Origin of the sequence: Halorussus sp. MSC15.2 (assembly GCF_010747475.1) — an archaeon.
In the GTDB taxonomy this organism is placed as follows: Archaea; Halobacteriota; Halobacteria; order Halobacteriales; family Haladaptataceae; genus Halorussus.
Genome location: NZ_VSLZ01000001.1, coordinates 736,108 through 761,595, shown reverse-complemented (window position 1 = coordinate 761,595; position 25,488 = coordinate 736,108). Strand labels below are relative to the sequence as shown.

Sequence of the window (25,488 nt, the reverse complement as noted above, 5' to 3'; positions counted from 1 at the left end):
GCGGTCCGTATCGTTTCCGGTTACGCGACAGGTTGGCTGTCAGGTCAGTCGCTCGCCCGGGAGTCGCCGGCTTTCCGGTCGGCCCGCGACGGCGGCGGAATCTGGGCCTCGCTCGACGACGGGCGTTCGGGGAGGAGACACCGGTCGGTCTCGCGGTTGACGTGGGCGTACTCCTCGGGCGAGTTGGCCAGCGCGTGGGCGGGGTTCTGACCGCTCTCGACGACCGCGGCCCGAATCTCGCCGAACCCGCAGATGCGCGCTCGAATCCCGCGCCAGTGGTACTTGCTCGCGGTCGGGACCGTGAGTTTTCGCGGCGGCGTGTGGTCGGTCCGACGGGTCGCCAGCGCCGCGCTGTTGACGTTCGCGGCGAGGTCGTCGTGGTCCACGAGGACGCCGACGCGACACCCCGTCGGCGCGTGGGCCGCGAGTACGTCGAGTCCGAGGTGAAGCGCTCGGTACTCGGCGATGTTGTTGTCGGCGACAGTCTCGTCGGGAACGGAGAGACGAGTGACTCGCTCGCCGTCTCGCGTCTCGATGATGACGCCGAGTCCACCGTCGTCGCTCTGTAGGTCGTAGGAACCGTCCGCGGCGACGTAGAAATCGCGGTGATGCGTCCGCGGCGGATGGGCGATGTGCGGCGTGGGCGATTCGTCGAACAGTGCCCGGAGTGGGGAGGAACGGCCGTGAACGGCCATATTTACGGTTTCGGGTCCGGACAACTTAAGCTTACGGCCCGAACCCTCCGGACCGACGAACGAACCTCGAGCGCGGCGAATGGTGTGTGTCACCACAGCATATTTATGTCCAAGTAGATGTTGTAGTGGATATGGCGCACGACGACAGCACGTCTCGACGGAAATTTCTGACGGCCGCCGGGGCGGCGGCCGCGACCGCTTCGTTCGCTGGTTGTACCGGCGGCGAGAGCGGACAGCAGACGACGACCGAGACGGACACGACGACGGCCGAAACCACCGGAACAGAGACCGACACGACCCAGAGCGAGGACGCGGGGGAGTTCCCGGTCACCATCACGCAGGGCCAGATGCCCTCGACACTGGACCCGCAGAACCACCGCGAGACGCCGACGGACAACGTGGTTCTGCACGTCTACGAGGGACTCCTCGGCCGAGACCAGAAGGGGAAAATCGTCCAGAAGCTCGCGACCAAGTACGAGCGACAGGAACCGGGCCGCGTCCGGTTCACCATCCGGAATGGCGTCACGTTCCACAACGGCGACGAGCTAACGCCAGAGGACGTCGCCTTCAGCATCAACCGCATCGTCAAGGAGGGCGTCGGCATCGCGAGTCCGCAGTCTGACCAACTCGCCGGCGTCACGGGCGCGAAGGTCGTAGACGGTCAGCGCGCGGTGGACGTGATGTCCGACGGCATCAACCCCGTCGTCTTCTCGCTGTTCGCCACGTACTGCGACGTGATGCAGAAGTCGTGGGTGCAGGACCGGTCGAAGTCCGAGATAGCCCAGCAGATGAACGGGACCGGCCCGTTCAAACTCGAAGAGTACCAGTCGGACGTGAAGGTCGAACTCTCGCGCTACGAGGACTACTGGCGGGACCCGGCCGCGGTTTCGACGCTGACGTTCCGCGCGGCCAAGGAGTCGAGTACTCGGGTGAACCAACTGCTGGAGGGCGAAACTGACGTCATCGTCAACGTTCCGCCGCAGGACATCCCGCGCGTCAAGGACTCGGGCAGCGCCCGAATCAGCGCGGCCCCGAGTACCCGCATCATCTACAACGCGATGAAGTACAACGTGGAACCGTTCTCCAGTCCGAAGTTCCGCCGCGCGATGAACCACGCAGTGAACCTCCAGAGCATCATCAAGAACGTCCTGTCGAGTTTCGCCGACCCGACGGGGCAGCCGACCCTCGAAGGCTTCTTCGGCTACAACCCCGACGTGAACCCGTACCCGCACAACAAGTCGAAGGCGGAGAAACTGGTCGAGGAGAGCGGCCACGCGGGGGCCTCCATCACGCTCCACACGCCGGTCGGTCGCTACCTCAAGGACGTGGAAATCGCCCAAGCGGTCGCCAACCAGATAGACCAGCTCTCGAACGTCTCCTGCTCGGTCAAGCAGCGCGACTTCGCCACGCTGGCGGGCGAACTCACCGACGGGAAACTGAAGACGAGTCCGGACTTCTACCTCATCGGGTGGGGGAACGCGACGTTCGACGCGAGCCAGACCATCATCCCGCTGTTGACCACCGACGGCGCGCTGACCTCCTACAGCAACGACAAGGTGGACAAGAAGATGGAACAGGCCCAGAACCAAGGCAACGAGAGCAAGCGCGAGCAGACGCTGCAGGAGGTCAACCAGATTCTCCACGACCAAGCGCCGTGGATATTCCTGAACCGCCAGTACAGCGTCTACGGCGTGCGCAGCCGGGTTCAGTGGAAGGCGCGCCGCGACGAGCGCATCGACGCCTACGCGATGTCACCGGCCGAAGGTCAGTAAGCTTCAACCGATGTTTTCGTTTCGACGGAGTGATGCCTGATGTCGATGGGACGATTCCTGCTCAAGCGTAGCGCACAGGGTATACTGGTCGTCTGGGGCGTCGTGACCGTGGTGTTCGGGTTACGATACATCACGCCGGGTAACCCGGTGACGTTCGTCGCACCGCTCGACGCAAGTCAGGAGTTACGCCAGCAGATAGCCACGGAGTTGGGTCTGAACCGACCGTTCTACGTCCAGTACTTCGACTACCTCTGGGGCCTGTTGCAGGGCGACATGGGCTACTCCTACATCCGCGGCACCGAAGCGAGCAGCATCATCTTCGCCCGACTCCCGGCGACCCTCGAACTCGCAGTCGCCGCGAGCATCGTCGCGGTCGTCATCTCGATTCCGCTGGGCGTCGTCTCGGCCACGCGCCGACACGAACCCGCCGACTACGCGGCGACGAGTTTCTCGCTGGTCGGCATCTCGACGCCGAACTTCTGGCTCGGCATCATGCTGGTGCTGATTCTGTCGGTCCAGTTCGGCCTGTTCCCGACCAGTCGCCGCGGAATCGGGTTCCTCCCGGCGGTGGCGATGCTGTTCACCGAGTTCGAGTTCTCCGGACTCGTCACGTGGCTCGCACACATCACGCTCCCGGCGATAACCCTCGGGACGTACTTCACCGCGCTCATCACGCGCCTCACCCGGAGCGGCATGCTGGACGAACTCGGCAAGCCCTACGTCCGGTCGTCGCGCGCGAAGGGCCTGCCCGAGACGCTGGTCCGGTACAAGCACGCGCTCCGGAACACGCTGATTCCGGTCGTCACCGTGCTGGGTCTCCAACTGGGCACGCTCATCGGCGGCGCGGTCATCACCGAGGCCGTCTTCGCGTGGCCCGGACTGGGCACCCTGCTCATCAACGCCATCAACGCCCGCGACTGGCCGCTGATTCAGGGGTCGCTCATCGTCATCGGCACCGGATTCGTCGTCATCAACATCTTCGTGGACGCGCTGTACGCCTACATCAACCCGCAGGTGGTTCACTAATGTGGCCTTTCGATGAACTCGCCAAACTGTTCTGGGACGGACTCAAGCGGGGCGTCTCTCCGCGGACCGTCCGAAATCTCCGGAAGGAACTTCGCCAGAGCGCGCTGGCGAAAATCGGTATCGTCGTCGTGGTCGCAATCGTGCTGGTGGCGCTGTTCGCGCCCCTGCTCGCACCGCACAACCCCACGAGTCAGCACCTCGACGAGTCCCAACTGCCGCCTCTCGGGTTCAGTAAGACGACGACCCAGACCACTTCACAGATGGTCAACGGGTCCGTCGAGGTCGTCAACGAGACGGTCACGGTCTCGGCGACCCCGAAGTACCCGCTCGGAACCGACTCGCTCGGCAGGGACATGCTCTCGCGGGTCATCTACGGCGCGCGGACCTCCCTGCTCGTCGGACTCCTCGGAACGGTCATCGCCGCCAGCGTCGGCGTCACAGTGGGACTGGTCGCGGGCTACTACGGCGGGAAAGTGGACGACGCGCTGATGCGGAGCGCCGACATCATGCTCGCGTTCCCGTCGCTCGTCTTGGCCGTCGCGCTGGTCGGCCTGTTCGGGAGGGCGGTCGTGCAGGTGCCCGACCCGCTCGTCGAACTCGGCGTCACGCCGAACATGCCCGAGACCTTCGCGCTGCCGGGGACGGTCATCCTCGTCGTCGGACTGGTCAACTGGGTGTGGTTCGCACGGGTCGCCCGCGGCGAGGCGCTCTCCATCGAGGGCCAAGAGTACGTCAAGGCCGCCCGCTCGGTGGGCGCTGGCGACGGGTTCATCCTTCGCAAGCACATCCTGCCCAACAGCGTGACGCCGATACTCGTGCTCGCGACCATCCAGATAGCGGCCATCATCCTGCTCGAATCCGCGCTGTCGTTCCTCGGCTTCTCGGGGACCAGCCTCTCGTGGGGCTTCGACATCGCGCAGGGCCGGGACTATCTGGCCTCCTCGTGGTGGATTTCGACGGTGCCCGGTATCGCCATCGTGCTGACGGTCATCGGCATCAACCTCGTGGGCGACTGGCTCCGTGACGCGCTCGACCCCGGCATCGAGGGCGAGGGAGGTGGCGTCTGATGGCCGACGACCTCCTCCGCGTCCGGGACCTCTCGACTCGGTTCTTCACCGAGGACGGACAGGTCAACGCGGTCGAGTCCGTGGACTTCGACGTGCGCGACGGCGAGGTCTTCGGCATCGTCGGCGAGTCGGGGTCGGGCAAGAGCGTGACCGCGCTCTCAGTCATCGACCTCGTGGAGTCGCCGGGCCGCATCACCAGCGGCGAGGTCTGGTACCGAAACGCCGACCTCGCCGACGAGGTCCGGAACGACACGCCAGAGGCCGTGGACGGCGAGTTCGTGGACGTGCGCCGAGTGCCCGAGAACGTCCGGCGGGCGCTCCGCGGGCCGTCGTTCAGCACTATCTTCCAAGACCCGATGAGCAGTCTGAACCCCTCGTTGACCGTCGGCGAGCAGATAGCCGAGGCGGTCGAGGTCCAGCGCCGCGCGCGCTCGAACCCGCGGACGACTCGGTCGCGCACCCAAGGGTTCGGCCTGACCGACCTGCTCGCGAGTACGGTCCTCCCGTCTCGGGGGTACGTCAGCGAGGAGAGTCGCGCCGAGGCCATCGACCTGCTCGAACAGGTCGGCATCCCGGACCCCGCCGAGCGCGCCGACGAGTACCCCCACGAGTTCTCCGGCGGGATGCTCCAGCGCGCGATGATAGCGCAGGCGCTGGCGGGCGAACCCGACCTGCTCATCGCCGACGAACCCACCACCGCGCTCGACGTGACGATTCAGGCCCAGATTCTCGACCTCCTGCGCGACCTGCAGGACGAGACCGGGATGAGCATCGTGATGATAACTCACAACCTCGGGGTCATCGCGCGGATGTGCGACCGAGTCGGCGTGATGTACGCGGGCGAAATCGTCGAACGCGGCACGCTCGAAGACGTGTTCGACGACCCGGTCCACCCCTACACGCGGGGACTGCTCGGGTCGATTCCCGACTTGGACGACCCCGCGCCGCGCCTCCAACCCATCGAGGGCAACGTGCCGAACCTCTACGCCGACGAGATGGAGGACCGATGTTACTTCGCAGACCGCTGTCCGAAAGCGATGGAGGAGTGTCTTGACCACCCGCCGGAGTTCGAGGTTGGCGCGACTCCGGAGGAGTCGCGAGAAGGAGGCGGTGAAACCGCCGGCTCCGGCGAGTCCCGGGACGAGAGGACCCAGACCGGCGAACACGGCGCGCGGTGCGTCCTCGCCCGGCACGAGTACGACCCCTCGCGGGCGTTGCCGGAGGACTACTTCCGGAGCGAGGACGCCCCCGAGTCCGATGACGAGTCCCGGACCGAGGAGGTGAGCGCGGATGACTGACCCGCTCGTCCGCGTCGAGAACCTCCAGAAGTACTACTACGAGCAGGACAACCTCACGGACCGACTGCTCGGCAAGGAACCCGAGAGCGTGCAGGCCGTGGACGGCGTGAGCTTCGATGTCCGCGAGGGCGAGACGCTCGGACTGGTCGGCGAGTCGGGGTGCGGGAAGTCCACCACCGGCGAGACCCTGCTCAACCTCCGCGAACCGACCGGCGGTGCGGTGTACTTCGACGGCGAGAACGTCTTCGAGAACGGCGACCTGACCGAGTTCCGCGAGCGCGCGCAGGTCGTCTTTCAGGACCCGTTCTCCAGTCTCGACCGCGGATGACCGCGGGCGAAATCGTGCGCGAACCGCTCGACGTTCACGGTCTGGGCACGAAGGCCGAGCGCCGCGAGCGAGTCGCGGAACTGATGGAACGAGTGGGCCTGTCGGCCGGACAGATGGACCGCTATCCCCACGAGTTCTCGGGCGGTCAGCGCCAGCGCATCGGCATCGCCCGCGCGCTGGCGCTCGAACCCGACTTCGTCGTCTGCGACGAACCGGTGTCGGCGCTGGACGTGTCGGTGCAGGCCCAGATTCTCAATCTGCTGGAGGACCTGCAGGAGGAGTTCGGTCTCACCTACCTGTTCATCGCCCACGACCTGAGCGTCGTCCGGCACATCTCCGACCGCGTGGCGGTGATGTATCTGGGCGAAATCGTCGAAATCGGTCCGGTGGACGAGATATTCGAGAACCCGGGCCACCCCTACACCGAGGCGCTGCTGGAGAGCGTCCCGCGCGCGGACACGAGCGAGCAGGGCCGCGACGTGGAGACGCTGGCGGGCGACGTTCCCTCGCCGCGGAACCCGCCCTCCGGGTGTCGGTTCCACACCCGCTGTCCGTACGCCCGCGAGGCCTGTGCCAAGGAGGACCCCGACGGATACGAAGTCGAAGGCGACGAGGACCACCGCGCGGCCTGCTTCCGGCGAGTCGAGGACCACGAGTACTGGTCGAGTCCGCCCCTCGACGACGAGCAGACGGCCGAAACGACGGCCGACGACTGACGGTCGCGTTGTCCTTCGACCTGAATAGTCGGGCAGTACCCTTTTCTCCGTCAACGTCGTTGTCGAACTACGGTACGACGCCCGGTGTGTCTCTCCAATCGGAGAGCGCGTGGACGAGAACCACAACCGACGCCGTTCACACCGCGAGCGTCCTCACGATAGTTATGAGTCAAGACCACAATCGGGGGGCCGTCTCCCCAACGCACGTCTCGGAGAGCGACGTACTACCGGTCGCCAGCGAGAGCGAGTCGCTCGACTCGGTGTTCCGGGCGCTCTCGGACCACCGCCGGCGATGCGTCTGTCACTACCTCGTTCGGGCCGACGAGCCGATGGCAGTGACCGAACTCGCCGAACTGTTGGCCGCGTCCACGACCGAGAAGACCCCCGCCGTCCTCACGCCCGAGGAAGTCGAGAAGTCCCACGCCGAACTCCTCCGGATTCACCTGCCGAAACTGACGGAGGCCGGTATCGTGGAACACGACGACGGGGTCGTTCGTCTGGTCGAGTCACCGAGCGTCGTCGATTGCCTCGAAGCGGCCGCCGACGTGGACCTGAAGTGAGACCGCTGTCCTTCGACGCGTCACAGTAGCTACGCGGGGTTCCGGTCCGCAAAGAGCGCCGAGGCGCGTCCGGCACCGTTTTCTATCCGGCGACCCTCCTCGGAACCATGGCAGACGATTTGACCGCGACGCTCCACACGAATCACGGCGACATCGAGGTTCGACTGTTCGACGACCGCGCGCCCAGAACCGTCGAGAACTTCGTCAAACTGGCGAAACACGACCCCGCCGCGAACGACGACCCCGCCCCGGACACTCCCACGTGGGAGGACCCCGAGACCGGCGAGGTCCGCGGCGACGCGCTGTACGAGGACGTCGCCTTCCACCGCGTCATCGAGGACTTCATGATTCAGGGCGGCGACCCGACCGAGACCGGTCGCGGCGGCCCCGGCTACGAGTTCGAAGACGAGTTCCACGACGAACTCCGCCACGACGGCGCGGGCATCCTCTCGATGGCGAACAGCGGCCCGGACACCAACGGCTCGCAGTTCTTCATCACCCTCGACGCCCAACCGCATCTGGACGACCGCCACGCGGTGTTCGGCGAGGTCGTGGACGGGATGGACGTGGTGCGCGAAATCGGTTCGATTCCGACCGACCACAACGACAACCCCAACGAAGACGTGGTCCTCGAATCGGTCGAGATTCACGACTGACGGCGTCGCTCTTTCTCGGCACAGTCCTTTCGGAGTAGTCGGACTGGCGGTTACGAGGTAGGGGCGGTACCGCCGCGCCGCGACACCGCCGCGGTGACAGTGCTGACTGACTCGTCAGCTATCTGCTCGCAACCGCACGAAGCGTCCGGTCGGGATTCGTCCCGTCTTTCTACATAAACGCTAGCAACTGGCCGTCGCGAGTACCGCACAAAAAAGAGGAGTCGTTACCGCTCTCGGCGGCGCTCAGGACTCGCGTCGGCGAGCGAGTAGCGCCGCGACGAGGAACGCGACCAGCGTCGCGGGGAGTCCGAATCCGGGGACGCCGGAACCGGAACTCTTCGCGCCCTCCTTCGTGCCCTGATTCTGGCCGTCGTCGAGCGCCCCTTCAGACGTTTCGGCGGCGACGTCGAGCGTGCCCGCGCTCGCCGAACCGACGGCGACGCGGTGTTCGCCCGCGTCGAACGTCCGGGCGAACTCGACGGTCGTCCGCTCGCCCGCCGCGAGCGTCACCTGTTTCGTCGCGACGACCTCACCGTCCACCGTCAGTTCGGCGGTGTAGGTCCGCTCGCTCGAACCGACGTTCTCGACGGTCGCGGACACGGTCACCTCCTCGCCCGCGGACGCCGAGGACGCGCCGAGCGTCGCCTCGACGACCTCGAACGAGGACGCCTCGACGCCGACGGCGAACGTCCCGGTGGCAGCGCTCGACGCTCGGTACCGATACTGCCCGTCGCGCTCGCGGAGGAACGTCGTCTGTACCGACGACCACTCGCCGTCGTCGTAGCGATACAGTGCGACGTTCTTCGGCGAGTCCACCCTCGCGGCGTCCACGCCGAGCGTGACCCCGACGGTGTCGAGTTCGTCGTCGCTGATGTACGTGGGCGTCACCGTCAGGTAGCCCAGCGTCTCGCTCGCTCCCTCGAAGGCCGCGACCCCGCTCGGCGCGGACCCGGACGTTCGCGCCTCGACGAAGAACCGCGGTTCGGCGTCGGCGCTCTTCGGGACCACCTTCAGTTTCCGGACGGTGGCGTCTCCGGCCCGCAGACCGCCGTCGAACGAGACGACGCCCCCGCTCGACGCTCTGGCACTGGTTATCTTCGCCTTGGCGTAGGTCTCGTTCAATTCCGTGACGGTCTCCTGAACCGCCGGCGGTGGCACGTTCCCGCCGCCGCCCCCGCCACCGCCGCCACCACCGCCGCTGTTCTGCTGCTCGATGGTGAACCTCGCGGTGTAGTTCTTGGTGTTACCGGCCTCGTCTTCGAGGGTAACCGTCGCGTGGTAACTGTCGGAACTCAAGTTGGTCGCGTTGTACGTCGCGTACTCCCCGGTGACGTTCGTCGCGTCGGCGTCGGTGACGCGCTCGCCGTCGAAGTAGAGTTCGACCGCGCTCGCGTTGACGCCGCTGATGTCGTCGCTGTAGTTGAAGGTCACTCGTTTGTGGGTGGTCCCCGAATCGAACGTCTGGCCGTCGGGCGACTTGGCGTCGAGCGACGGGGCCTTCTGGTCGTCGGCCACGGCACCGTACGTCGAGAAGTGCGAGACGTTCGTCACCCAGTAGGTGTCGGTCGTCCCGTTGACCGTCTTGTTCTCGACGGAGGTGCTCCGGACCTCCCAGTCGCCGGTAGACGAGTTGTAGTAGCTTATGTCCACCTGCGTCTCGTCGATGCCCGGCGGGAGAGTCGAGTCCTTCACCGGGATGCCGATAGTGGCGTTGTCGAGGTGCTGGGTCAGGTTCTTCCCAAGTTCACCGTTCAGGAAGTTCAGTCCCGCGAGGTTCCGGGAGAGCGGTGCGAGCGCAGACCGACTCTCCGTGAGCGACACCGTGCTGTCGACGCCCGACTGGTTCGTCGTGAACCGGACGAACAGCCCCGACTTTTCGAGGACGACCGTGACGGTCTTGTCGCCGTTCGTGCTGACCGTCCGTATCTCGGCGGTCGAGTTGGTCGTCCCGTAGTTGCCGGTGCGGTCGGACGCGTTCGCGGTCACGTTGTACGTGCCGTCCTCGCCGAGCGCGAACGTCCCGTTCCACACGTAACCGTCCGCGGACGTGTTCCGCGCCAGCGAGACCTCTGCGGTGTTTCCGGCGGGTTTCTGGACGGTCGCCGAGACCGAGTCCGACCGGAGCGGTTCGTCGCTCGTGAGCGTCACCTCGCCCTCGTTTCCGACCTTCTCGACGGTCGCACCGAGGTCCGGGGCTTTCCGGTCGAGGACGACCGTCACGGGCGTCTCGGTGAGGTTCACGTTCCACAGTCGGTCGGCCGCGACCGCTCCGAGGGTGTAGTTCCCGTCGTCCGGGAGGTCGGTCAGGTCGTGCGTGACCGTCCACGTCCCGCTGTCGGTCCGCGCCGCTTCCTTCCACGTCCGGAAGTTCGTGAAGTCCGCCGAGAGCGACGACCCGACGAAGCTCGCGTTACCGGGCGTCCCGTCGGCGTCGAACTCGAACGTCACCGTCCCGTTCGTGTGTATCGACTTCGAGACGCCGGTCGGCGCGTCGCCCGACCCTGCGGCGGTGACGGACACCGCCGGTTTCTTCGCGTCCGCGCGGACCGCGTCGAAGGTCGTCATCTCGACCGTGTTCCCGTTATCGTCGGTGACACGCACCGCGAGGTCGATTCGCCCGACGTACTGGCCGAAGGGTTCGTTCAGGTCGATGGTCGCCTCGTAGACGGTCGAGTAGTCGGACTCGTGGACCTTCTGGACCGACGCGTTCGTCCATCCCGTCGCGTCCTCGAACGGGACGGTGCTCGCGTCGTTCGCCACCAGCGCCGACAGGCCCGTGGCGTCCGCGTCGGTGGCGAACCGAACGCGAAGCGTGTCGTCCGCGGTGTTGTTCGCCGTCAGTCCGGCGACGTCGGCCGAGTCAACGTCCGGCGGTGAGAAGTCCTCGTAGGGGTTGTACGTCGCCTCGTACGTCGTCACCGTCCGCGTCGAGAGCGGAGTCACGTCGTTGCGGCCGACGGCGGTGAGTTCGACGTCAGTGTTCGGGTTGAGGTCGAACTCCGTGACGTTGAACACCGACCGTTTCGTGGTGTTCGTCTCGCTCACGGTCGTTCCGTTCAGCGCGAGGCGGACCGTCTCCTCGCCCGCGTCCTCGAACCCGTGAAAGCCTTGGTCGAGTTGGGTCTCGACGTAGTACGCCAGCTTCCCGTCCCTCGCCAACAGGCTCATCAGTCCGGTGTAGGGGTGTTCGTTGACGGTCTGGCTGACCGGGATATCGCCCAAGTTCGCGGTGTAACTGGTACTCAGGTTCCACGACGGGGTGACACTCTCCTCGGACGTGGCACCGACGCCGTGGTTGACGACCTCGTCGTTGAGGTAGATGGTCTGGTGACGGCGGTCGCCGATGCCGTCGGTAATGAGGTGGTCGTAGTGCCAGTCGTAGGGGAACTCGGCCGTCGCCGAGAGCGTGACGTCGTACGACCCGCCGCGCCGGTTCCGGTAGTAGGTCACGTTCTTCTCGGTCAACGCGCTCTGGTTCACGTCGAACGTGGTTCCGGTCGTCTCACCGAGTTGGTGAGCGAGGTGGTAGATGGCTTCGCCGCTGAAGTTGTCGGACGCACCGGTCGCCGACGTCGGCACCAACAGGTGTTCGACTCCGGCGTCGAACTCGCCCTCGACGCCGAACCGGACCGTCGAGGTGTCGGCACCCGACCCCGAGAGACTGGCGACGTACCTGTTGTACGAGGTCTCCTCGAAGTACGTGACCTGCGTACTCCGGGTCGAGAGGTCGCCGTGCTTGCTCTCGGCTTCCGAAGCGTCGAGGGTGTACTCCGTCGTGTCGCTCTCGTTGAGGACGACGTGTTCGTCGCCGTCCACCGTCAGTTCCTCGGAGAAGACGACGGGCTGACCGTTCTTCTCGTTGATGCCGTGTGAGAGGACGTTGTACTCGCCGCCTCCGACGACGTGGTAGGTGACCTTCGAACCGTTGAACTGGTCGAGACCTCGACGACCGACCATGTCGAACTGGCCGAGGTTCTCGGAGAACACCCACGAGAGGTCGTCGGCCACGGGCGTCGTGCCGACGCTCTCCTTCTCCACGGTCACCTCGTGCGCGCGGACGAACCCGAAGATGGTCGTGTAGGTCCCGTCGTCGAACGAGACCCGCCCGGAGTAGACACCGTGGGGGACGCTGGTGTTCACCGTCAGGCCGAGGTGGACCGTCTCGTTGGCCGGAACGGTGACCGAACTCTGGTTGAGTTCGGCCGGTGCCGTGCCGCTCTGCACGATGTTCGCGGCGGTCGCAGTCGCGTCGAGCGTCACGTTCGACTCGCCGAGGTTCGTGACGCGAATCGTCCGTGTCGCTGTCGTGTCGTTACCGAACGTGCCGAAATCGACCGTGCCCGGCGAGACGGCGACGTTCGTCCCGACCGCGTCGGTGGCGTTGACCTCACCGGCACCCTGCGTGTAGACGTCCTCGCCGCCGAGTGGGTCCGCGGTGGTCGTGAGGACGCTCTTGAGTCGCTCGGGCGACCAGTCTGGATGTTTCTGTATCAGGAGTGCGGCGATACCGCTCACGGTGGGCGCGGACATGCTGGTACCGCTATACCGAACCCATCCGCCGTCGTTGTCGGCGCTCTTCACGCCGACGCCGGGCGCGACGATGTCGGGCTTGAGGTAGTAGCCGTACGGCGTCGGGCCGCGAGAGGAGAAACTCGCAATGCCGCCGTCATAAGCGTCCGTCGCGCCGACGGTGAGCGCCTTCGACTGGATGCCCGGGGTGCTCACCGTTCGGTAGCCGTTCTCGCCGCTGTTACCCGCCGACACGACGACGAGCGTTCCGTTCGCGACGACCTGATTGACCGCGTCTGTGTATCGGTCGTTCGACCGCTCGGCAGACACCGGGCCGCCGATGCTCATGCTGACGACGTCGGCACCGTTGTTGTCGGCGTACTCCATGCCGTCGATTATCCACGACGTGCGTCCCCAGCCGTCGTCGGTGAGGACGCGGACGTCCATCAGACTCGCGTTCGGTGCCATCCCGGTGTAACTCTCGTTGTCGCTGGCGACGATACCCGCGACGTGCGTGCCGTGACCGGCGTCGTCGTCGTAGTCTCCTTCACCGGTGAAGTCCTTCTCCGCGACGACGCGTCTATCGCCGGATGACTGTTCTCGATACCGGTGTCCAACACCGCAATCTTCGCGTTGTTACCGCTGACACCGTAGTCCTTGCGCGCCTGCGAGGCGGAGACGGCGTCGTCGGTCGCGGCGAGGTCCGTCCGGTACTTGATGTCGAGCGTGACCTTCTCGATGGTATCGTCGGCCTTCAGGTCGGCGTAGGCCTGCCCGACGTCCGCCTTCGACACTCGACCCGCCTCGGCGTCGATGGACTCGAGCGTGGCCTGCTTCTCCACGCCGGTCACGGAGTCGAGCATCCCGTCGGTGGTCTGCGTGTCTCCGGTGACGATGTAGTCTCCCTGACCGTCTTCGCTGACGATGATGGGAATCGAGTCGGTCTCGGCGTCGGTCAGGTTCTGTTGGACGAGGAACTCGACGTCGAACAGGTGGCGGTCGAACTTGCCGAAATCGACGCCGACCGGGAAGACGTACGTCGAGTTCCCGGTCGAGACCTTCTGCATCCGCACGTCGGCCGAGACGCGGTACTCGGTGCGGTTCCCCGTCTCGACGACGGTCACGGTCTGGCCCGTGAGAAGCGTGACCCGTTTCGTCGTCGCGTTCTCCGGCAGCGACGCGTTCCGGACCGCTTCGTCCGCCGGCGTTTCGTTCAGCGACGTCACCTCGGCGCTCGGAAGCGTCGCCGGGTGGCCCTTCGAATGCGATACCTGCGTCGCTCCGTCCGCGACGACGTCCGCCGCGGGCCGGGAGTCGTCCTGCGGTTGGAGACCGAACGCGGGCGCGACGGCACCGCTCAAGATGAGAACCGAGAGGAGCAGTGCCGTCACGGGTGCGGTCGTCCGACCTTCGTCTCGTCGTGTCGGTTCGTCACTCATGTTGCTGTTGGCCGACAGATAACGCGTCAGTTACTTGTATTCTACTTAGATTATCAAATCTAATAACGGACACAGTTAAATAGTTTAATTTCTAACTAATCGGCAAACGCATTAGAGTGTGCCGCCCGTCAGGTCCAACCGATGACCGTAATCGCACTTCTGAGTGTGGCACCGGTAGTCGAGGGGAGCATGTCCGAGGAAGTCGCAAAGGCCGTGGCCGCGCTGGACGACTTCGACGTGTCCTACGAGACCAACCCCATGGGGACCGTCATCGAGGCCGATTCGACGGACGAACTGTTCGCCGCGGCGCAGGCCGCCCACGAGGCCGTGGACGGCGACCGCGTGAGTACCGTCCTGAAGATAGACGACAAGCGCACGCGCGAGCAACGCGCGCACGAGAAGGTCGATGCGGTCGAGGAGGCGCTGGGTCGGGAAGCCAAGCGGGAGAAGTAGCGGAGTCAGATGTTTCTGTCTCGGATTACGTCCATCGACGCCACCTCATTCTTTCGAGGATGGGAAATTTTATAACTAATAACACCTATCTTTGTCAGGATGCCCTCCAGACGACACGTCCTCTGTGCATCCGCAGGAGTCTTCGGAAGTCTTCTAGCTGGTTGTAACGGAGTACCGGAATCGGCCCCATCGAACCTTGGTGGCGAAACGACTTCAGTGCTTCCGCAACAGCGGCACGAACTCCCCAACGGGCCGAAATCGCCCCCGGAGCCTCCGGAGGCGTGGACAGAGAAGACGGCTAGAGAGTACGCCATCAAGTACGAGGAACGGCACATCTACAACAGATTGCATACTACGGAGGCATCCGATATAAACGTCAGCTGTAACGTCACGAAGTCCGAAGCCATCAACGGCGGGTATCGGGTTGTCCTTCTCTGTGGTGGAGCCGTCTACTCTGAGGACAAGACAACTCACGGAGACTACATCGGAAAGCCAGTTACCTACTTAGTCGGAAACGGCACAGCGATTCGAAAAGAGTCCGAATGAAAAATATGAAAGTATATAGTTTTAGCAGATATCGCCGGTAATACTGCTATGGTTGGTGAACACGTGGTGAGCCGAGTACTGTAACGCCTTCTTCGTACACGAAGATAGTTTCTGCGTCCGACCATTCCCAACGGAGGCGTCGCTGACTGAACATGACCCGTGTTCAGAAGGCACTGAGCCACCCTCACCTCCGAACGGAGTGTGGAGCATCGTTCCATTCACATCAATGGTCGAACCAAGGTCGTGTTCGTTGGGACTCCCATTGGAATCACTCCGGTAGATCATACTGTTCCATATATAGTCGCAGGTCCCTAGAATGTAGGCATGCATACACTCGTGAGAAGTCGAGACGGGGGGATTCCCCTGAGTGAACGAAACCTGTGTCGGGACCGGTTGTTCCCACGCAAGTCCACCGCCGGTCGCACCGGGACTGATCGTCGATTTCCGATGAACCCCGATGTAGTTGGCGTTCTCCGTGAAGCCATTGGTGTCGCGCCACTCATTTATCTGTTGAAGCGGTGCACCGGAGGGGTCTATCGTGAGCGTCCCGTCCGTGTCGTACTCGTGAATCTGATATCCACTAATGAACCCGGAACTGTACGCGTCGGCCAGACTTTCGCTCAGCGCGTCTCGCGCAGTCGTCATGTCTGAGCTGTAACCACTACTTGCCTGAAGGAGATACACTACGAGTGTACAGTTCTTATCCGTCGCTCCGGAACTTGTAGTACCCATGTACGTGTAGCTCATTTCCGTCCCTCCAGTGCGATAAGTTCGCCAGTACTTGGTTGATACTGCTCGGTTCCCGGTGCACCCTGCGCTGCCCGATACGCCGAGACGAGAAGCGTACCGTCGGTCACCATCGGCGTGCTCAAGTTCCGCTTCGGAATCTCTTCCGTCCATTTGGTCTCCCCGGTCGAAGGGGACAACGAGGTAACGATACCGGGACGACCTGCGATAGCGTCCGCTGCCACAAAGACCGCATCTCCTGCGACGATTGGGCGAGGGTTTATGGCCTGCATCTCGTGACGCCATTCAACACTCCCCGTCGCCGCGTCGATAGCGGCTACTTCGTAGTGTCCGCCGAAGTAGACAGTCCCGTCGGCCACGGTCGGAGGAACCCAACTTCCACCGTGGGTATCGACGTGCCAGCGGTGCTCACCGGTTTGCGCATTTAGAGTGAGCGTGTAGTCGGTAGTTCGAACAAACGCCGACTTGCCCGCAACTGAGACGCCTCGTGCCTGTCCCTTCGTCATTACGTCCCACAAAACATCACCTGTTTCAACGTCAATAGCGCCAACGGAGCCGAACGTCGGGTGGCCTTCGGTCTGTCCGGCTGCAGAGTAGAACACCTTACCGTCCGCGACCGCGAGACCAGTCACTTTCGTTATTGGATTTTTCAGCCGATACTCCTGACAGACTGTTCCAGCCCGGTTCATGACGACGATGGACGTCGTCTTCCCACTCGTACCGGCGATGGTTGCCTCACCCGCGGTCCGAAGCGCAGTAACACGCCCGGATAACTCCGTCACCGTCTGACCGTTAGATTGGGTTTGAGTCTCGTTCGCATGTAAGCTTCCGTTCGAGAATCCGGCGATGACGTTCGCACCTCTAACTGTAGGTGGTGCATTCGCCACGACCGACTGGCCGTTGCTTTTGGGCTTAGTAGTCCAGAGTTCGTTACCGGTTTGAAGGTTCACGGCAACGAGTTCAGCTTGCGGGTGGTACGCTACCGAGAACGCGACGCCGTTACCGACGACCGGTGATGAGAGCTTGCTCGAATTGGCGTCTAACGTCCACTTTCGACCAACGTTCTCTCCGGACGGCCCCTCAATACTTGGAGCGTATCCAGATTGAGAAGGGCCAAATCGACCGTTCGATACCGTCGCCTCGGAGTTTTTCGACTCGAGGCGGGGAGTACAGTTGGCGGTACGCGAAGCGTTTGTTGACAACGCGTTGGTTACCATCGTCTCCCTCGTCGCTTCGACTGGAATAGATCCGAATTTCGGTATACTGAACGCCGCTCCAGCAGCTGCCACTGACTTTAATACATTCCTTCTGTTATTCAATTTCCTCACTTCAAATGTCTTAATTAATCGAATGTATAAATAATTTTCTACCTATATTTTATATAGGTGGAGTATCGGAGAAGCTGTGGAAACTGATAAAGGGTTTACGAGGGGACGCCCAATCGACGCGCATGGACAGTCTCAATCGGAACGCCTTGGAGTTGGCCGACGAGGCCCTCGACTTCGCCGAGGAGTTGGACATCGGAGCGCGAGAACTCGACAACGGCGCGACCGTCATCGACTTCGGTCACGAGTTCGACGGCGGCGTCGAGGCCGGACTCCTGCTCGCCGAGATGCAAACCGCCGGACTCGCCACCGTCCAGACCCGGATGGACGAGGTGGCCGGTGCGCCCTTCCAGTACGTGGAACTGACGAGCGACCACCCAGCGCTGGCCCTGCTCTGCTCGCAGAAGGCCGGGTGGGAGGTCACGACCGACGACTTCGAGGGTCTGGGCAGCGGCCCGGCCCGCGCGCTCGTCGCCGAAGAAGAGGAGTTCGCCCGCGTCGGGTACGAGGACGTGTCGGAGTTCGCGGTGCTGGCCGTCGAGAGCGACGACTATCCCACCGAGTCGGTCGCCGAACACGTCGCGGACCTCACCGGCGTCGAACCGAGCAGCGTCTTCCTCCCCTCGGTCCCCACCGCGAGCGTGGCCGGGAGCGTCAGCGTGGCCTCCCGCGCCGCCGAGATGGCGGTCTTCCGACTCTCGGAACTCGGCTACGACCCCCTCGACGTGGTGACCGCCACGGGGTCCGCGCCCGTCGCGCCCGTGGCCGGAGACGAGGAGACCGCCATCGCCCGGACCAACGACGCGCTGGCCTACGGCGGACAGGTCCACCTGACCGTCCGCGAGGAGTTCGACCGCTTCGACGAAATCGTCTCGACAGCGAACGACGAGTACGGCACCCACTTCGCCGACATCTTCGAGTCGGTCGACTGGGACTTCTACGAGGTCGAAGAGAGCGTCTTCGCGCCCGCGCAGGCGACCATCAACGTCGTCGGGGGCGACACCTACGTCGTCGGCGAACGCGACGAGGACCTGCTGGCCGAGAGCTTCGACATCTGAGACCGCGCGAGAACGAGACCGGAGGTGACAATCGATGCAATTCAAACTGGTTCCCGAACCGCCCGCCGACCTCGACTTCGTGGCCGACGCCCAGCGAGCGGTCCCGCTGGTTCCCGGTAGCGAGGACGACTGCTGCGCCCGGATGCTCGACCGGACCGACCTGACGAGTCGCGACGCGGCCCGGACGTGGCTGACCTTCCTCCGCGCGCTCGGTCTCGCCGAGGAGCAATCGTCGGGATTCACGCGGACGCGACAGGACCCGGACGCCGAGTTCCTTCGCGAGCAGTTCCGCGAGAACGTCTTCGGCGTCCCGGCGGTGCTGGCGATTCTGGCCGACGCGGCGGAACCGCTCTCGGCCGACGAGGTGTTCGAGCAGTTCCGCGACGAGGTACCGACGTGGGAGCACCACAAGAATCCGAACTCGTGGGAGGAAATCTGGAGCGAACGCGTGGCGTATCTACTGGACTGGTGCGTGCTGTTGGAACTGGTAGCGGAAGTGGACGGAGCGTACGCGGTCGAGTAACCCGACTACACTGCTCTGGCGACTCGGCGTCGGCAACGCCCTCGATACGTATCGACGGTTGCCGTTGTCGGTCCGACCCTCGTCTCTGGACCGACACTGCCGGACGTGTTACGACTTCCATCTCGAGTTGAAAAGGCCACTTTCGTGATTCCCGTCGGCCCCTTTACCGACAGCGAGCGTTTACTCCCGACGGAAGGAGCGTATGCGATATTACCGACGTGACAGTTCCAGAACTCGGGCGAACGGACGTCGGCGTTTATTGACTCTCGTCGGCTACTCGGACGGGGGATTACGAATGACATCGAAACGGGCGAACGCGGTGACGGTAGTGGTTGCGTTGTTCGTCGTCGGTAGTTGCGGGTCGGTCGTCCTAGCCGCAACCAGCGCGACAGGTGCCGACACCGTCGGGAGCGCGACCGAGGGGGACGCAGTCGCCGTACAGGAGGAGAACGAAACCACGACGGCGACCGAAACGACCGCGGCCGGTGGGGAGACCACGACGGACTTCGTGAACCTCGACGATGCGGACATCACCTTCGACAACCAGACGTCGAACGGGACGGTGGTCAACGTCACGCAGGCGGTGCTTCCCGAGGGAGGGTTCGTCACGGTTCACCTCGCTCAGAACGTGACGGGCAACTTCACGACGATTGTCGATTCAGAGAAAATCGGCCAACGCGTCGGCAACTCCACGTACCTCGAACCCGGTCTCAACGAGAACGTGACGATTCGACTCGACCGGCCAGTCACGGAGAGTCAGACGTTAATCGCGGTCCTCCACCGGGACACGAACGGTAACCAGCAGTTCGACCCGGCGCTGGAGCGAACCGAGACTGTGGAGACGACGCCCGCGCAGACCGCCGACGCGACGACGACTCCGGCCGCCGAGCAGGTCGACGCGGCGTACACGCAGGACCCCGGTGACGAACCGATAGCGGGCACGGCGTTCGTCCGGGTCGAGGACGGCGGCGCGGTCGGAACGACGACTGCTGCGAACGAAACCACGACCGAAACGGCATAACACGAACTCCTCGCCCGCGTACCTTTTCGTTTTTCGCGCCGTGCGGTCTCGAACGGCGTACAAAATACTACGAGAGAGTGGAACAGACGCCCGCGAGTCAGGTTATCGAATCTTCCGGACGTTACTCACGTCGAACCCGCCGTCGTGAATCTCGGTCTCGAATCGGATGATGTCCTCGGCCTCCAACCGCGACAACACGCCTCGGAACTCCCGGACGAACATCACCCGGTCGCGCTCGTTCCCGCCGGTCTCCCACTCGAACGCGATGGTGCCGTCGGCCGCGCCCATGAGACTCCCCATCTGGGTGTCGGTCAGCGCGTCCTGATTGACCAGCACGAGAATCAGGCCGTCCCACGCTCGGGAGGCCTTCTGGAGTCCCTTGACGAGCAAGGTGATGTCGCTCCAGTCGAGGTGTTCGTTCGGCGCGCGGGCGAGGTCCGTCAGCGAATCGACCACGACGAGGTTGCCCGTGGCGTTCTCGTTGAGGTACTCGCCCAGCGCCTCCAGCACGCCCCGGCGGTCGCTCCCCTGTCCGAGGTCGGTAATCGTCTGCGTCTTGCGGGTGTACCACTCCCGGGGAATCGCCGAGAGCTGGAAGTACTCCTGACTGAAGTCGGCGAACTCCACGGCTTCGACGCCCGCGCGGACCAGTCGCTCGCTCATCGTGAACTCGATTTCCCGCCGGAGTTCGTCGCCGCTGGCGGTGAACGAGACGTAGTGGATGCCCTCGGGCACGGCGGCCCGGTCGGACACCTCGCCGTAGTGGAGTCCGAACTGGTCCGGGTCGGTGTGGGCCAGTCCGTTGATGGTCGCGGCGGTGTAGCAGAACTCGCGGGCACCGGCCCCGGCCTCGCCCGCGAGCAACACGACGCTTCCGGGCGGGGCACCGCCGCCGATGATGTCGTCGAGTCGGGAGACTCCGAACGGAACTCGGTCCATGGACGGTTCGTTTCGGTTGGTCTCGGCGGTGGTGCTTGGGTCTTTCGTCTGAACGGGGTTCGGCGACGAACTCGTCGGTTCTCTCACTCGGTCCGGTCCTCGCTGGTGACGTACCCCGGTGGCGGCGGCAGTTCCACGACTTCCACCTCGGTTCGGTCGTGGGGAATCGTCGCCTCCATCTCTATCTTCACGGCGCGGTCACCGCCGACCACGTCGCTCACGCCGACCATCGCGGTCCCCGGTAGTTCCGGCGGGTCGAAGTGGTCCCGGCAGGCCTCTCCGATTTCCGTCTCGGCCTCGGGAAGCAGGTCCGCTCGGACGTAGTGGCGTATCATCGTAACGTCGGCGAGTCGCCCGTCGCAGTACTCGCGGAGGAACTTGTCGGCGAAGGAGAGCACGCTGTCGGCCTGCTCTCTGGGAGTCTCACCAGGACCGACGACGCCGTCCAACTGCACCCGGTCGTGGTCCGCGTGTCGCGTTCTGACCGCCGTCGCGGCGACCGCGTCGTCGCCGCGATTCTCCCGTCTGAACACCGTCTTCTCCATAGCGACGACAACAAGTACCCGCCACTAAGCGCTTTGGTGTCAGAAATACGTCGTTACTGGGGAGTGTTCGAGTGATACCATCGTTCCCAGCGTCAAAAGACATATACGAATATCGGGGAGACCGTTTTACTATGCGAACTGCCCTCCATCGCATCGCGTCGGGTGCGCTCGCCTACGTCGTCTCGTACGTCCTGATAGGACTGGTGACCGTCCCCCGACTCGGCCAGTATCTGGTCCGCGCCTCGGACGACGCCGTCACCGTCCTCGACGTGTACCACTCGGCCGGGAGTCCGCTGTGGCAGGCCGTCGGCTGGTTCACGCTGAACGCCCACGGCGTTTCCATCGACATCGCCGCCGTGCGAGACACCGGAAACTTCGTCTCCGACGGGGGGATGTGGCTCGGCATACTCCCCGGGTGGCTCGGACTCGTCCCGATAGTAGCGTGTCTACTGGTCGGGGTGGCAGTGTCCGCAACGAATCGCTCGTCGCCCGTCTCGATGGGTGTGGGAGCCTATATGGCCCCCGGGTATCTGTTCACTATGCTGCTTTCCACGGTCGTGTTCGCAGGCACAGTCGGTCCCGTGACTGCATCTGCAAGAGTGCTGTTCCCCGGCAATTACCCCGGTGGCAGGTGGCTCCTTTTCGTCGTCCTCACGCCACTCGTCTTCGGGTCGCTCGGTGCGTTTCTGGGACAGTCGCCCGTTCTCACAGCCACCATCGAACGGCTGCGGTCGGACTCGTCGCTCCGATAGAACGCTGTTCGCTATCTGGCACGCTCCGAACCGGCCCACCGAATGCTATCCGATGTGACGTACCCAGTCGTTCACACGTCGTGTAACGATATCCTCGGGACCCAGAGCAGTTCGAAAACGGAGACTCCAGTAGAAATGTTGTGAACGGAAGAAGTGCGCTGGCGGGGATTTGAACTGGAGCAAGACGTTCCGGGATGCTCACTCCGTTGCGCGTCCGGGCGTGCGACTGGCAAGACTCAAATCCTCGCGAAAAGCATTCACACGACGCCACGGTCGAGCGATACAAGCATCGCTCGACGGTTGGCGTCTGAGAGAAGTGCGCTGGCGGGGATTTGAACCCCGGTTGCGACCATGGCAAGGTCACGTGATACCACTACACTACCAGCGCCCTGCGAGTGCATTTCCATGTAATGCCGGGTCACTAAATAAGGCTTCCGAAACGGAGGCGAATCGGCAGACGGTGACACGTTTCAACCACCGATTTCCGGCGGCAGGAGCTTTGTGACGGCCTCCCATCCCCGGAACAGAAGCGGCACCCTTTTAGGAACCAAGCCGGTACGATTCGCTACAGTCTAGTGACGGGGCGTCGAAGCGTCACGGTATGACTGTCAGCGTACTCGTTCCGTCATCCCTCGTCCGGGAGGCCGAAGACAAGCGCGAGGCGACTCGCAAAATCGGCTACGTCGCCCGCGCGGCGACGGTGTTCCGGGCCGACCGCCTCGGGGTCTTTCCCGACCCCGGGGGGGGAGGAGAAGTGGGGTGGCGGGTTCGTAAGCACCGTACTGAACTACGCCGCGACGCCGCCCTACCTCCGAAAGGAGGTATTCGGCAAGCGGGACGAACTGGAGTACGCGGGCGTCCTGCCGCCGCTCCGCGCCCCCTCACTGACCGGCTCCGAATCCGAGGGTTCGGGGTCGTTAAGACAGGGAATCGTGACCGAGGTCGGACCTGAAGGGCGCGTTCGGGTCAATTGCGGACTGCAACACCCGATCTCACTCGTCGTACCGCCAGAAATGGAGGTCGGCGAGGGGGAGCGCGTTACCGTCAGGATCTCTTCGCGAAGTCCGGTCCGTGCGAAGCTCGTAGACGAACCCCTCTCGGGTTTGTCGGTGACGCGCACGGACCTTCCGGCGGCGCTCGACCGCGACGACGCGGGCGTTCGAATCGCAACGTCCCGTCACGGGGTCGAGTTGACGACCCGGCGGCTGACCGACGTGGTCGGCCGGACCGAGCGCGACGGTATGACCGTCGTGTTCGGTTCACCGGGTCGCGGCCTGCCGGAGATGCTCGACCTCCCCACCGAACCGCTCGCCCACGACTGGCCGAGCGACGACGGGGAGGACGAGGCGGACGCGGAGTCCGGAGTCGAATCGGGCGCACCCGGCCGGTTTGACCTCTGGCTGAACGCGGTTCCGAATCAAGGTAGCGAGGTCGTGCGAACGGAAGAAGCGATGTTCGCCGCTCTCGGCTGCCTGAACCTCAGAGAGAAGTGATACGATGTCAGATATAAGCAGACCACGCAAAGGTTCGCTAGGGTTCGGCCCCCGCACGCGTGCAACCAGCGAGGTTCCACGTTTCAACTCGTGGCCCGACGGAGACGGCAGTCCGTCTCTCCAAGGCTTCGCGGGTTACAAGGTCGGCATGACCCACGTGGTGATGGTGAACGACGAATCCGACTCCCCGCGCGAGGGGATGGAGGAGACCGTTCCCGTCACCATCGTGGAGACGCCGCCGATGCGGGCAGTCGCTCTGCGAGCCTACGAAGACACGCCGTACGGCAAGAAGCCGCTGACGGAAGTGTGGGGCGACGAATTCCACGACGACCTCTCGCGCACGCTCGACGTGCCCGAGGAGTACGACGCCGACGCCGCCGAGGACGAGCTGCGCGAAGCAGTCTCGAACGGCGACGTCGCCGACCTCCGTGTCGTCACCCACACCGTTCCGGACGAGATACCCAGCGTCCCGAAGAAGAAGCCCGACGTGATGGAGAGTCGCGTCGGCGGCGGGTCGCTCGACGACCGCGTCGACTTCGCGCTGGACCTCCTCACCGACGGCGGGGAACACGACATGAACGACGTGTTCGCGCGGGTGAGTACATGGACGTGAGCGGCGTCACGAAAGGCAAAGGTACGCAGGGTCCCGTCAAGCGATGGGGCGTCCAGAAGCGGAAGGGCAAGCACGCCCGGCAGGGATGGCGACGCCGAATCGGTAACCTCGGTCCGTGGAACCCGTCCCGCGTCCGCTCGACGGTTCCCCAGCAGGGCCAGACCGGCTACCACCAGCGAACCGAACTCAACAAGCGCCTCATCGACCTCGGTGAGGGCGACGACATCAACGTCGACGGCGGCTTCGTCAACTACGGCGAAGTCGACGGTTCCTACGCGTTGGTCAAGGGTTCGGTTCCCGGTCCGAACAAGCGCCTCCTGCGTTTCCGCCCGGCCATCCGGCCGAAAGACCAGCCGCGCCTCGACCCCGAGGTGCGGTACGTAAGCACCGAATCGAACCAAGGATAAACTATGCAGGCTACAATCCGCAACCTCGACGGCGAGGAAGCCGGCTCCGTGGACCTGCCGGACGTCTTCTCGAAGACTGTCCGGCCGGACCTCATCAAGCGAGCCGTCCTCGCCGCGCAGGCAAACCGCAAGCAGGACTACGGTGCCGACGACTACGCCGGGATGCGAACCTCGGCGGAGTCGCCGGGCAGTGGTCGCGGGATGGCTCACGTCCCCCGGACGAACGGACAGGGCGCGCGAGTGCCCCAGACCGTCGGGGGTCGCAAGGCCCACCCGCCGAAAGAAGAGAAAGACCGCACGCTCGACATCAACACGAAGGAGCGAAAGAAGGCCATCCGCAGCGCCGTCGCGGCGACGGCCGACGCCGACCTCGTGGCCGAGCGCGGCCACCAGTTCGACGAGGACCTCGACCTTCCGCTCGTCGTGAGCGACGAGTTCGAGGACCTGTTGAAGACGCAGGAAGTCGTCTCGTTCCTCGAAGCCGTCGGCGTGGACGCCGACATCGAGCGTGCCGAGGAGAACAAGACGGTTCGTGCCGGGAAGGGTACGACGCGTGGTCGCAAGTACAAGACCCCCAAGTCGGTCCTGTTCGTGACCAGCGACGAACCCTCGAAGGCCGCCCGCAACCTCGCGGGCGCAGACGTGGCGACCGCGCAGGAGGTCAACGCAGAGGACCTCGCGCCCGGTACGCATCCCGGCCGACTCACCGTCTGGACCGAGAGCGCAGTCGAGGAGGTGGCGGACCGATGAGCGTCATCGAGTACCCGTGGGTCACCGAGAAGGCGATGAACGAGATGGACTTTGAGAACAAACTCCAGTTCATCGTGGACCTCGACGCCGACAAGCCGGAAATCCGCGACGAGATTGAAGCGCAGTACGACGTCACCATCCAGAAGGTGAACACGATGGTCACCATGAACGGTGACAAGAAGGCCACGGTGACACTCTCGGAGGACGACGATGCGCAGGAAGTCGCCTCCAGAATCGGGGTGTTCTGATA

Annotated in this window: 21 protein-coding genes, 1 tRNA gene and 4 pseudogenes; 17 read left to right on the top strand and 9 right to left on the bottom strand. The window is 64.2% G+C overall.

Going from position 1 to position 25,488, the window contains the following annotated elements:
* Positions 1 to 44 precede the first annotated feature (44 nt).
* On the bottom strand, positions 45 to 695 hold the full coding sequence (locus tag FXF75_RS03985) for a reverse transcriptase-like protein (RefSeq protein WP_163520232.1): 651 nt from the start codon (positions 693 to 695) through the stop codon (positions 45 to 47).
* Positions 696 to 826: 131 nt separating this feature from the next.
* Between FXF75_RS03985 and FXF75_RS03980 the strand changes: the two genes are divergently transcribed.
* The 7 genes and pseudogenes from FXF75_RS03980 to FXF75_RS03950 all read left to right on the top strand — a co-directional run bounded on the left by FXF75_RS03980 (position 827) and on the right by FXF75_RS03950 (position 8,118).
* On the top strand, positions 827 to 2,467 hold the full coding sequence (locus tag FXF75_RS03980) for an ABC transporter substrate-binding protein (RefSeq protein WP_240334488.1): 1,641 nt from the start codon (positions 827 to 829) through the stop codon (positions 2,465 to 2,467).
* Between the two features lie 39 nt (positions 2,468 to 2,506).
* On the top strand, positions 2,507 to 3,493 hold the full coding sequence (locus FXF75_RS03975) for an ABC transporter permease (RefSeq protein WP_163520231.1): 987 nt from the start codon (positions 2,507 to 2,509) through the stop codon (positions 3,491 to 3,493).
* The gene (locus FXF75_RS03970; RefSeq protein WP_163520230.1) at positions 3,493 to 4,560 is read left to right on the top strand and encodes an ABC transporter permease; all 1,068 of its coding nucleotides are present in this window, start codon (positions 3,493 to 3,495) and stop codon (positions 4,558 to 4,560) included. The genes FXF75_RS03975 and FXF75_RS03970 overlap by 1 nt, the downstream gene beginning before the upstream one ends.
* The gene (locus FXF75_RS03965; RefSeq protein ID WP_163520229.1) at positions 4,560 to 5,858 is read left to right on the top strand and encodes an ABC transporter ATP-binding protein; all 1,299 of its coding nucleotides are present in this window, start codon (positions 4,560 to 4,562) and stop codon (positions 5,856 to 5,858) included. The genes FXF75_RS03970 and FXF75_RS03965 overlap by 1 nt, the downstream gene beginning before the upstream one ends.
* A pseudogene (locus FXF75_RS03960) lies at positions 5,851 to 6,902 on the top strand (ABC transporter ATP-binding protein). The gene FXF75_RS03965 and the pseudogene FXF75_RS03960 overlap by 8 nt, the downstream one beginning before the upstream one ends.
* Before the next feature lie 86 nt (positions 6,903 to 6,988).
* Positions 6,989 to 7,462: a helix-turn-helix domain-containing protein gene (locus tag FXF75_RS03955; protein ID WP_163520228.1), complete on the top strand. Its 474-nt coding sequence runs from the start codon at positions 6,989 to 6,991 to the stop codon at positions 7,460 to 7,462.
* A gap of 107 nt (positions 7,463 to 7,569) precedes the next feature.
* Complete coding sequence (locus FXF75_RS03950) at positions 7,570 to 8,118, top strand: peptidylprolyl isomerase (RefSeq protein WP_163520227.1); 549 nt, start codon at positions 7,570 to 7,572, stop codon at positions 8,116 to 8,118.
* Positions 8,119 to 8,361: 243 nt separating this feature from the next.
* Here the strand turns inward: FXF75_RS03950 and FXF75_RS22395 are convergent, their stop codons facing one another.
* The 3 genes and pseudogenes from FXF75_RS22395 to FXF75_RS03940 all read right to left on the bottom strand — a co-directional run bounded on the left by FXF75_RS22395 (position 8,362) and on the right by FXF75_RS03940 (position 14,066).
* Positions 8,362 to 10,683, bottom strand: coding sequence for a CARDB domain-containing protein (locus FXF75_RS22395; RefSeq protein ID WP_240334540.1), 2,322 nt, complete (start codon positions 10,681 to 10,683; stop codon positions 8,362 to 8,364).
* A gap of 1,890 nt (positions 10,684 to 12,573) precedes the next feature.
* A pseudogene (locus tag FXF75_RS22390) lies at positions 12,574 to 13,140 on the bottom strand (S8 family serine peptidase); the annotation flags it as partial.
* Complete coding sequence (locus tag FXF75_RS03940; RefSeq protein ID WP_163520225.1) at positions 13,074 to 14,066, bottom strand: hypothetical protein; 993 nt, start codon at positions 14,064 to 14,066, stop codon at positions 13,074 to 13,076. The pseudogene FXF75_RS22390 and the gene FXF75_RS03940, both read right to left, overlap by 67 nt.
* Before the next feature lie 141 nt (positions 14,067 to 14,207).
* Here FXF75_RS03940 and FXF75_RS03935 point away from each other — a divergent pair, with 141 nt between their 5' ends.
* Together FXF75_RS03935 and FXF75_RS03930 are read left to right on the top strand one after the other, a co-directional pair.
* Positions 14,208 to 14,519, top strand: coding sequence for an MTH1187 family thiamine-binding protein (locus tag FXF75_RS03935; RefSeq protein ID WP_163520224.1), 312 nt, complete (start codon positions 14,208 to 14,210; stop codon positions 14,517 to 14,519).
* Between the two features lie 99 nt (positions 14,520 to 14,618).
* Complete coding sequence (locus FXF75_RS03930; protein WP_163520223.1) at positions 14,619 to 15,065, top strand: hypothetical protein; 447 nt, start codon at positions 14,619 to 14,621, stop codon at positions 15,063 to 15,065.
* Positions 15,066 to 15,086: 21 nt separating this feature from the next.
* Here the strand turns inward: FXF75_RS03930 and FXF75_RS03925 are convergent, their stop codons facing one another.
* Both FXF75_RS03925 and FXF75_RS03920 read right to left on the bottom strand, forming a co-directional pair.
* Positions 15,087 to 15,812, bottom strand: a complete 726-nt coding sequence (locus FXF75_RS03925) for a hypothetical protein (RefSeq protein WP_163520222.1) — start codon at positions 15,810 to 15,812, stop codon at positions 15,087 to 15,089.
* Positions 15,809 to 17,101: a PQQ-binding-like beta-propeller repeat protein gene (locus tag FXF75_RS03920; protein ID WP_163520221.1), complete on the bottom strand. Its 1,293-nt coding sequence runs from the start codon at positions 17,099 to 17,101 to the stop codon at positions 15,809 to 15,811. Before FXF75_RS03920 ends, FXF75_RS03925 begins: the two co-directional genes overlap by 4 nt.
* Positions 17,102 to 17,262: 161 nt before the next feature.
* Here FXF75_RS03920 and mch point away from each other — a divergent pair, with 161 nt between their 5' ends.
* The 3 genes from mch (at position 17,263) to FXF75_RS03905 (ending at position 19,739) form a co-directional block, all read left to right on the top strand.
* Positions 17,263 to 18,195, top strand: coding sequence for a methenyltetrahydromethanopterin cyclohydrolase (gene mch, locus FXF75_RS03915; RefSeq protein ID WP_163520220.1), 933 nt, complete (start codon positions 17,263 to 17,265; stop codon positions 18,193 to 18,195).
* Between the two features lie 34 nt (positions 18,196 to 18,229).
* Positions 18,230 to 18,718: a hypothetical protein gene (locus FXF75_RS03910; RefSeq protein WP_163520219.1), complete on the top strand. Its 489-nt coding sequence runs from the start codon at positions 18,230 to 18,232 to the stop codon at positions 18,716 to 18,718.
* 295 nt (positions 18,719 to 19,013) lie between these two features.
* Entirely contained in the window at positions 19,014 to 19,739 is a 726-nt protein-coding gene (locus tag FXF75_RS03905; RefSeq protein WP_163520218.1) for a hypothetical protein, read from the top strand.
* Between the two features lie 102 nt (positions 19,740 to 19,841).
* Here FXF75_RS03905 and FXF75_RS03900 read toward each other — a convergent pair whose 3' ends face one another.
* Together FXF75_RS03900 and FXF75_RS03895 are read right to left on the bottom strand one after the other, a co-directional pair.
* Positions 19,842 to 20,678, bottom strand: a complete 837-nt coding sequence (locus tag FXF75_RS03900; RefSeq protein WP_163520217.1) for an HTR-like protein — start codon at positions 20,676 to 20,678, stop codon at positions 19,842 to 19,844.
* A gap of 83 nt (positions 20,679 to 20,761) precedes the next feature.
* Positions 20,762 to 21,223 (bottom strand): RidA family protein, encoded by a 462-nt coding sequence (locus tag FXF75_RS03895; RefSeq protein WP_163520216.1) that lies wholly within the window; start codon positions 21,221 to 21,223, stop codon positions 20,762 to 20,764.
* Positions 21,224 to 21,354: 131 nt separating this feature from the next.
* On the opposite strand from FXF75_RS03895, the gene FXF75_RS03890 reads away from it, so the two are divergent.
* A complete protein-coding gene (locus tag FXF75_RS03890; RefSeq protein WP_163520215.1) occupies positions 21,355 to 21,975 on the top strand; it encodes a hypothetical protein in 621 nt (206 codons plus the stop codon).
* A 317-nt stretch (positions 21,976 to 22,292) separates the two neighbouring features.
* Here FXF75_RS03890 and FXF75_RS03885 read toward each other — a convergent pair.
* Positions 22,293 to 22,363 (bottom strand) — tRNA-Gly (locus FXF75_RS03885).
* A gap of 213 nt (positions 22,364 to 22,576) precedes the next feature.
* Here FXF75_RS03885 and FXF75_RS03880 point away from each other — a divergent pair.
* The 4 genes and pseudogenes from FXF75_RS03880 to FXF75_RS03865 all read left to right on the top strand — a co-directional run bounded on the left by FXF75_RS03880 (position 22,577) and on the right by FXF75_RS03865 (position 25,486).
* Positions 22,577 to 23,468, top strand: a pseudogene (locus tag FXF75_RS03880) (putative RNA uridine N3 methyltransferase).
* Between the two features lie 4 nt (positions 23,469 to 23,472).
* Positions 23,473 to 24,488: pseudogene (locus FXF75_RS03875) on the top strand (50S ribosomal protein L3).
* 3 nt (positions 24,489 to 24,491) lie between these two features.
* Entirely contained in the window at positions 24,492 to 25,238 is a 747-nt protein-coding gene (gene rpl4p / locus FXF75_RS03870; protein WP_163520214.1) for a 50S ribosomal protein L4, read from the top strand.
* Positions 25,235 to 25,486 (top strand): 50S ribosomal protein L23, encoded by a 252-nt coding sequence (locus tag FXF75_RS03865; RefSeq protein WP_163520213.1) that lies wholly within the window; start codon positions 25,235 to 25,237, stop codon positions 25,484 to 25,486. The genes rpl4p and FXF75_RS03865 overlap by 4 nt, the downstream gene beginning before the upstream one ends.
* The last annotated feature ends 2 nt before the right edge of the window (positions 25,487 to 25,488 follow it).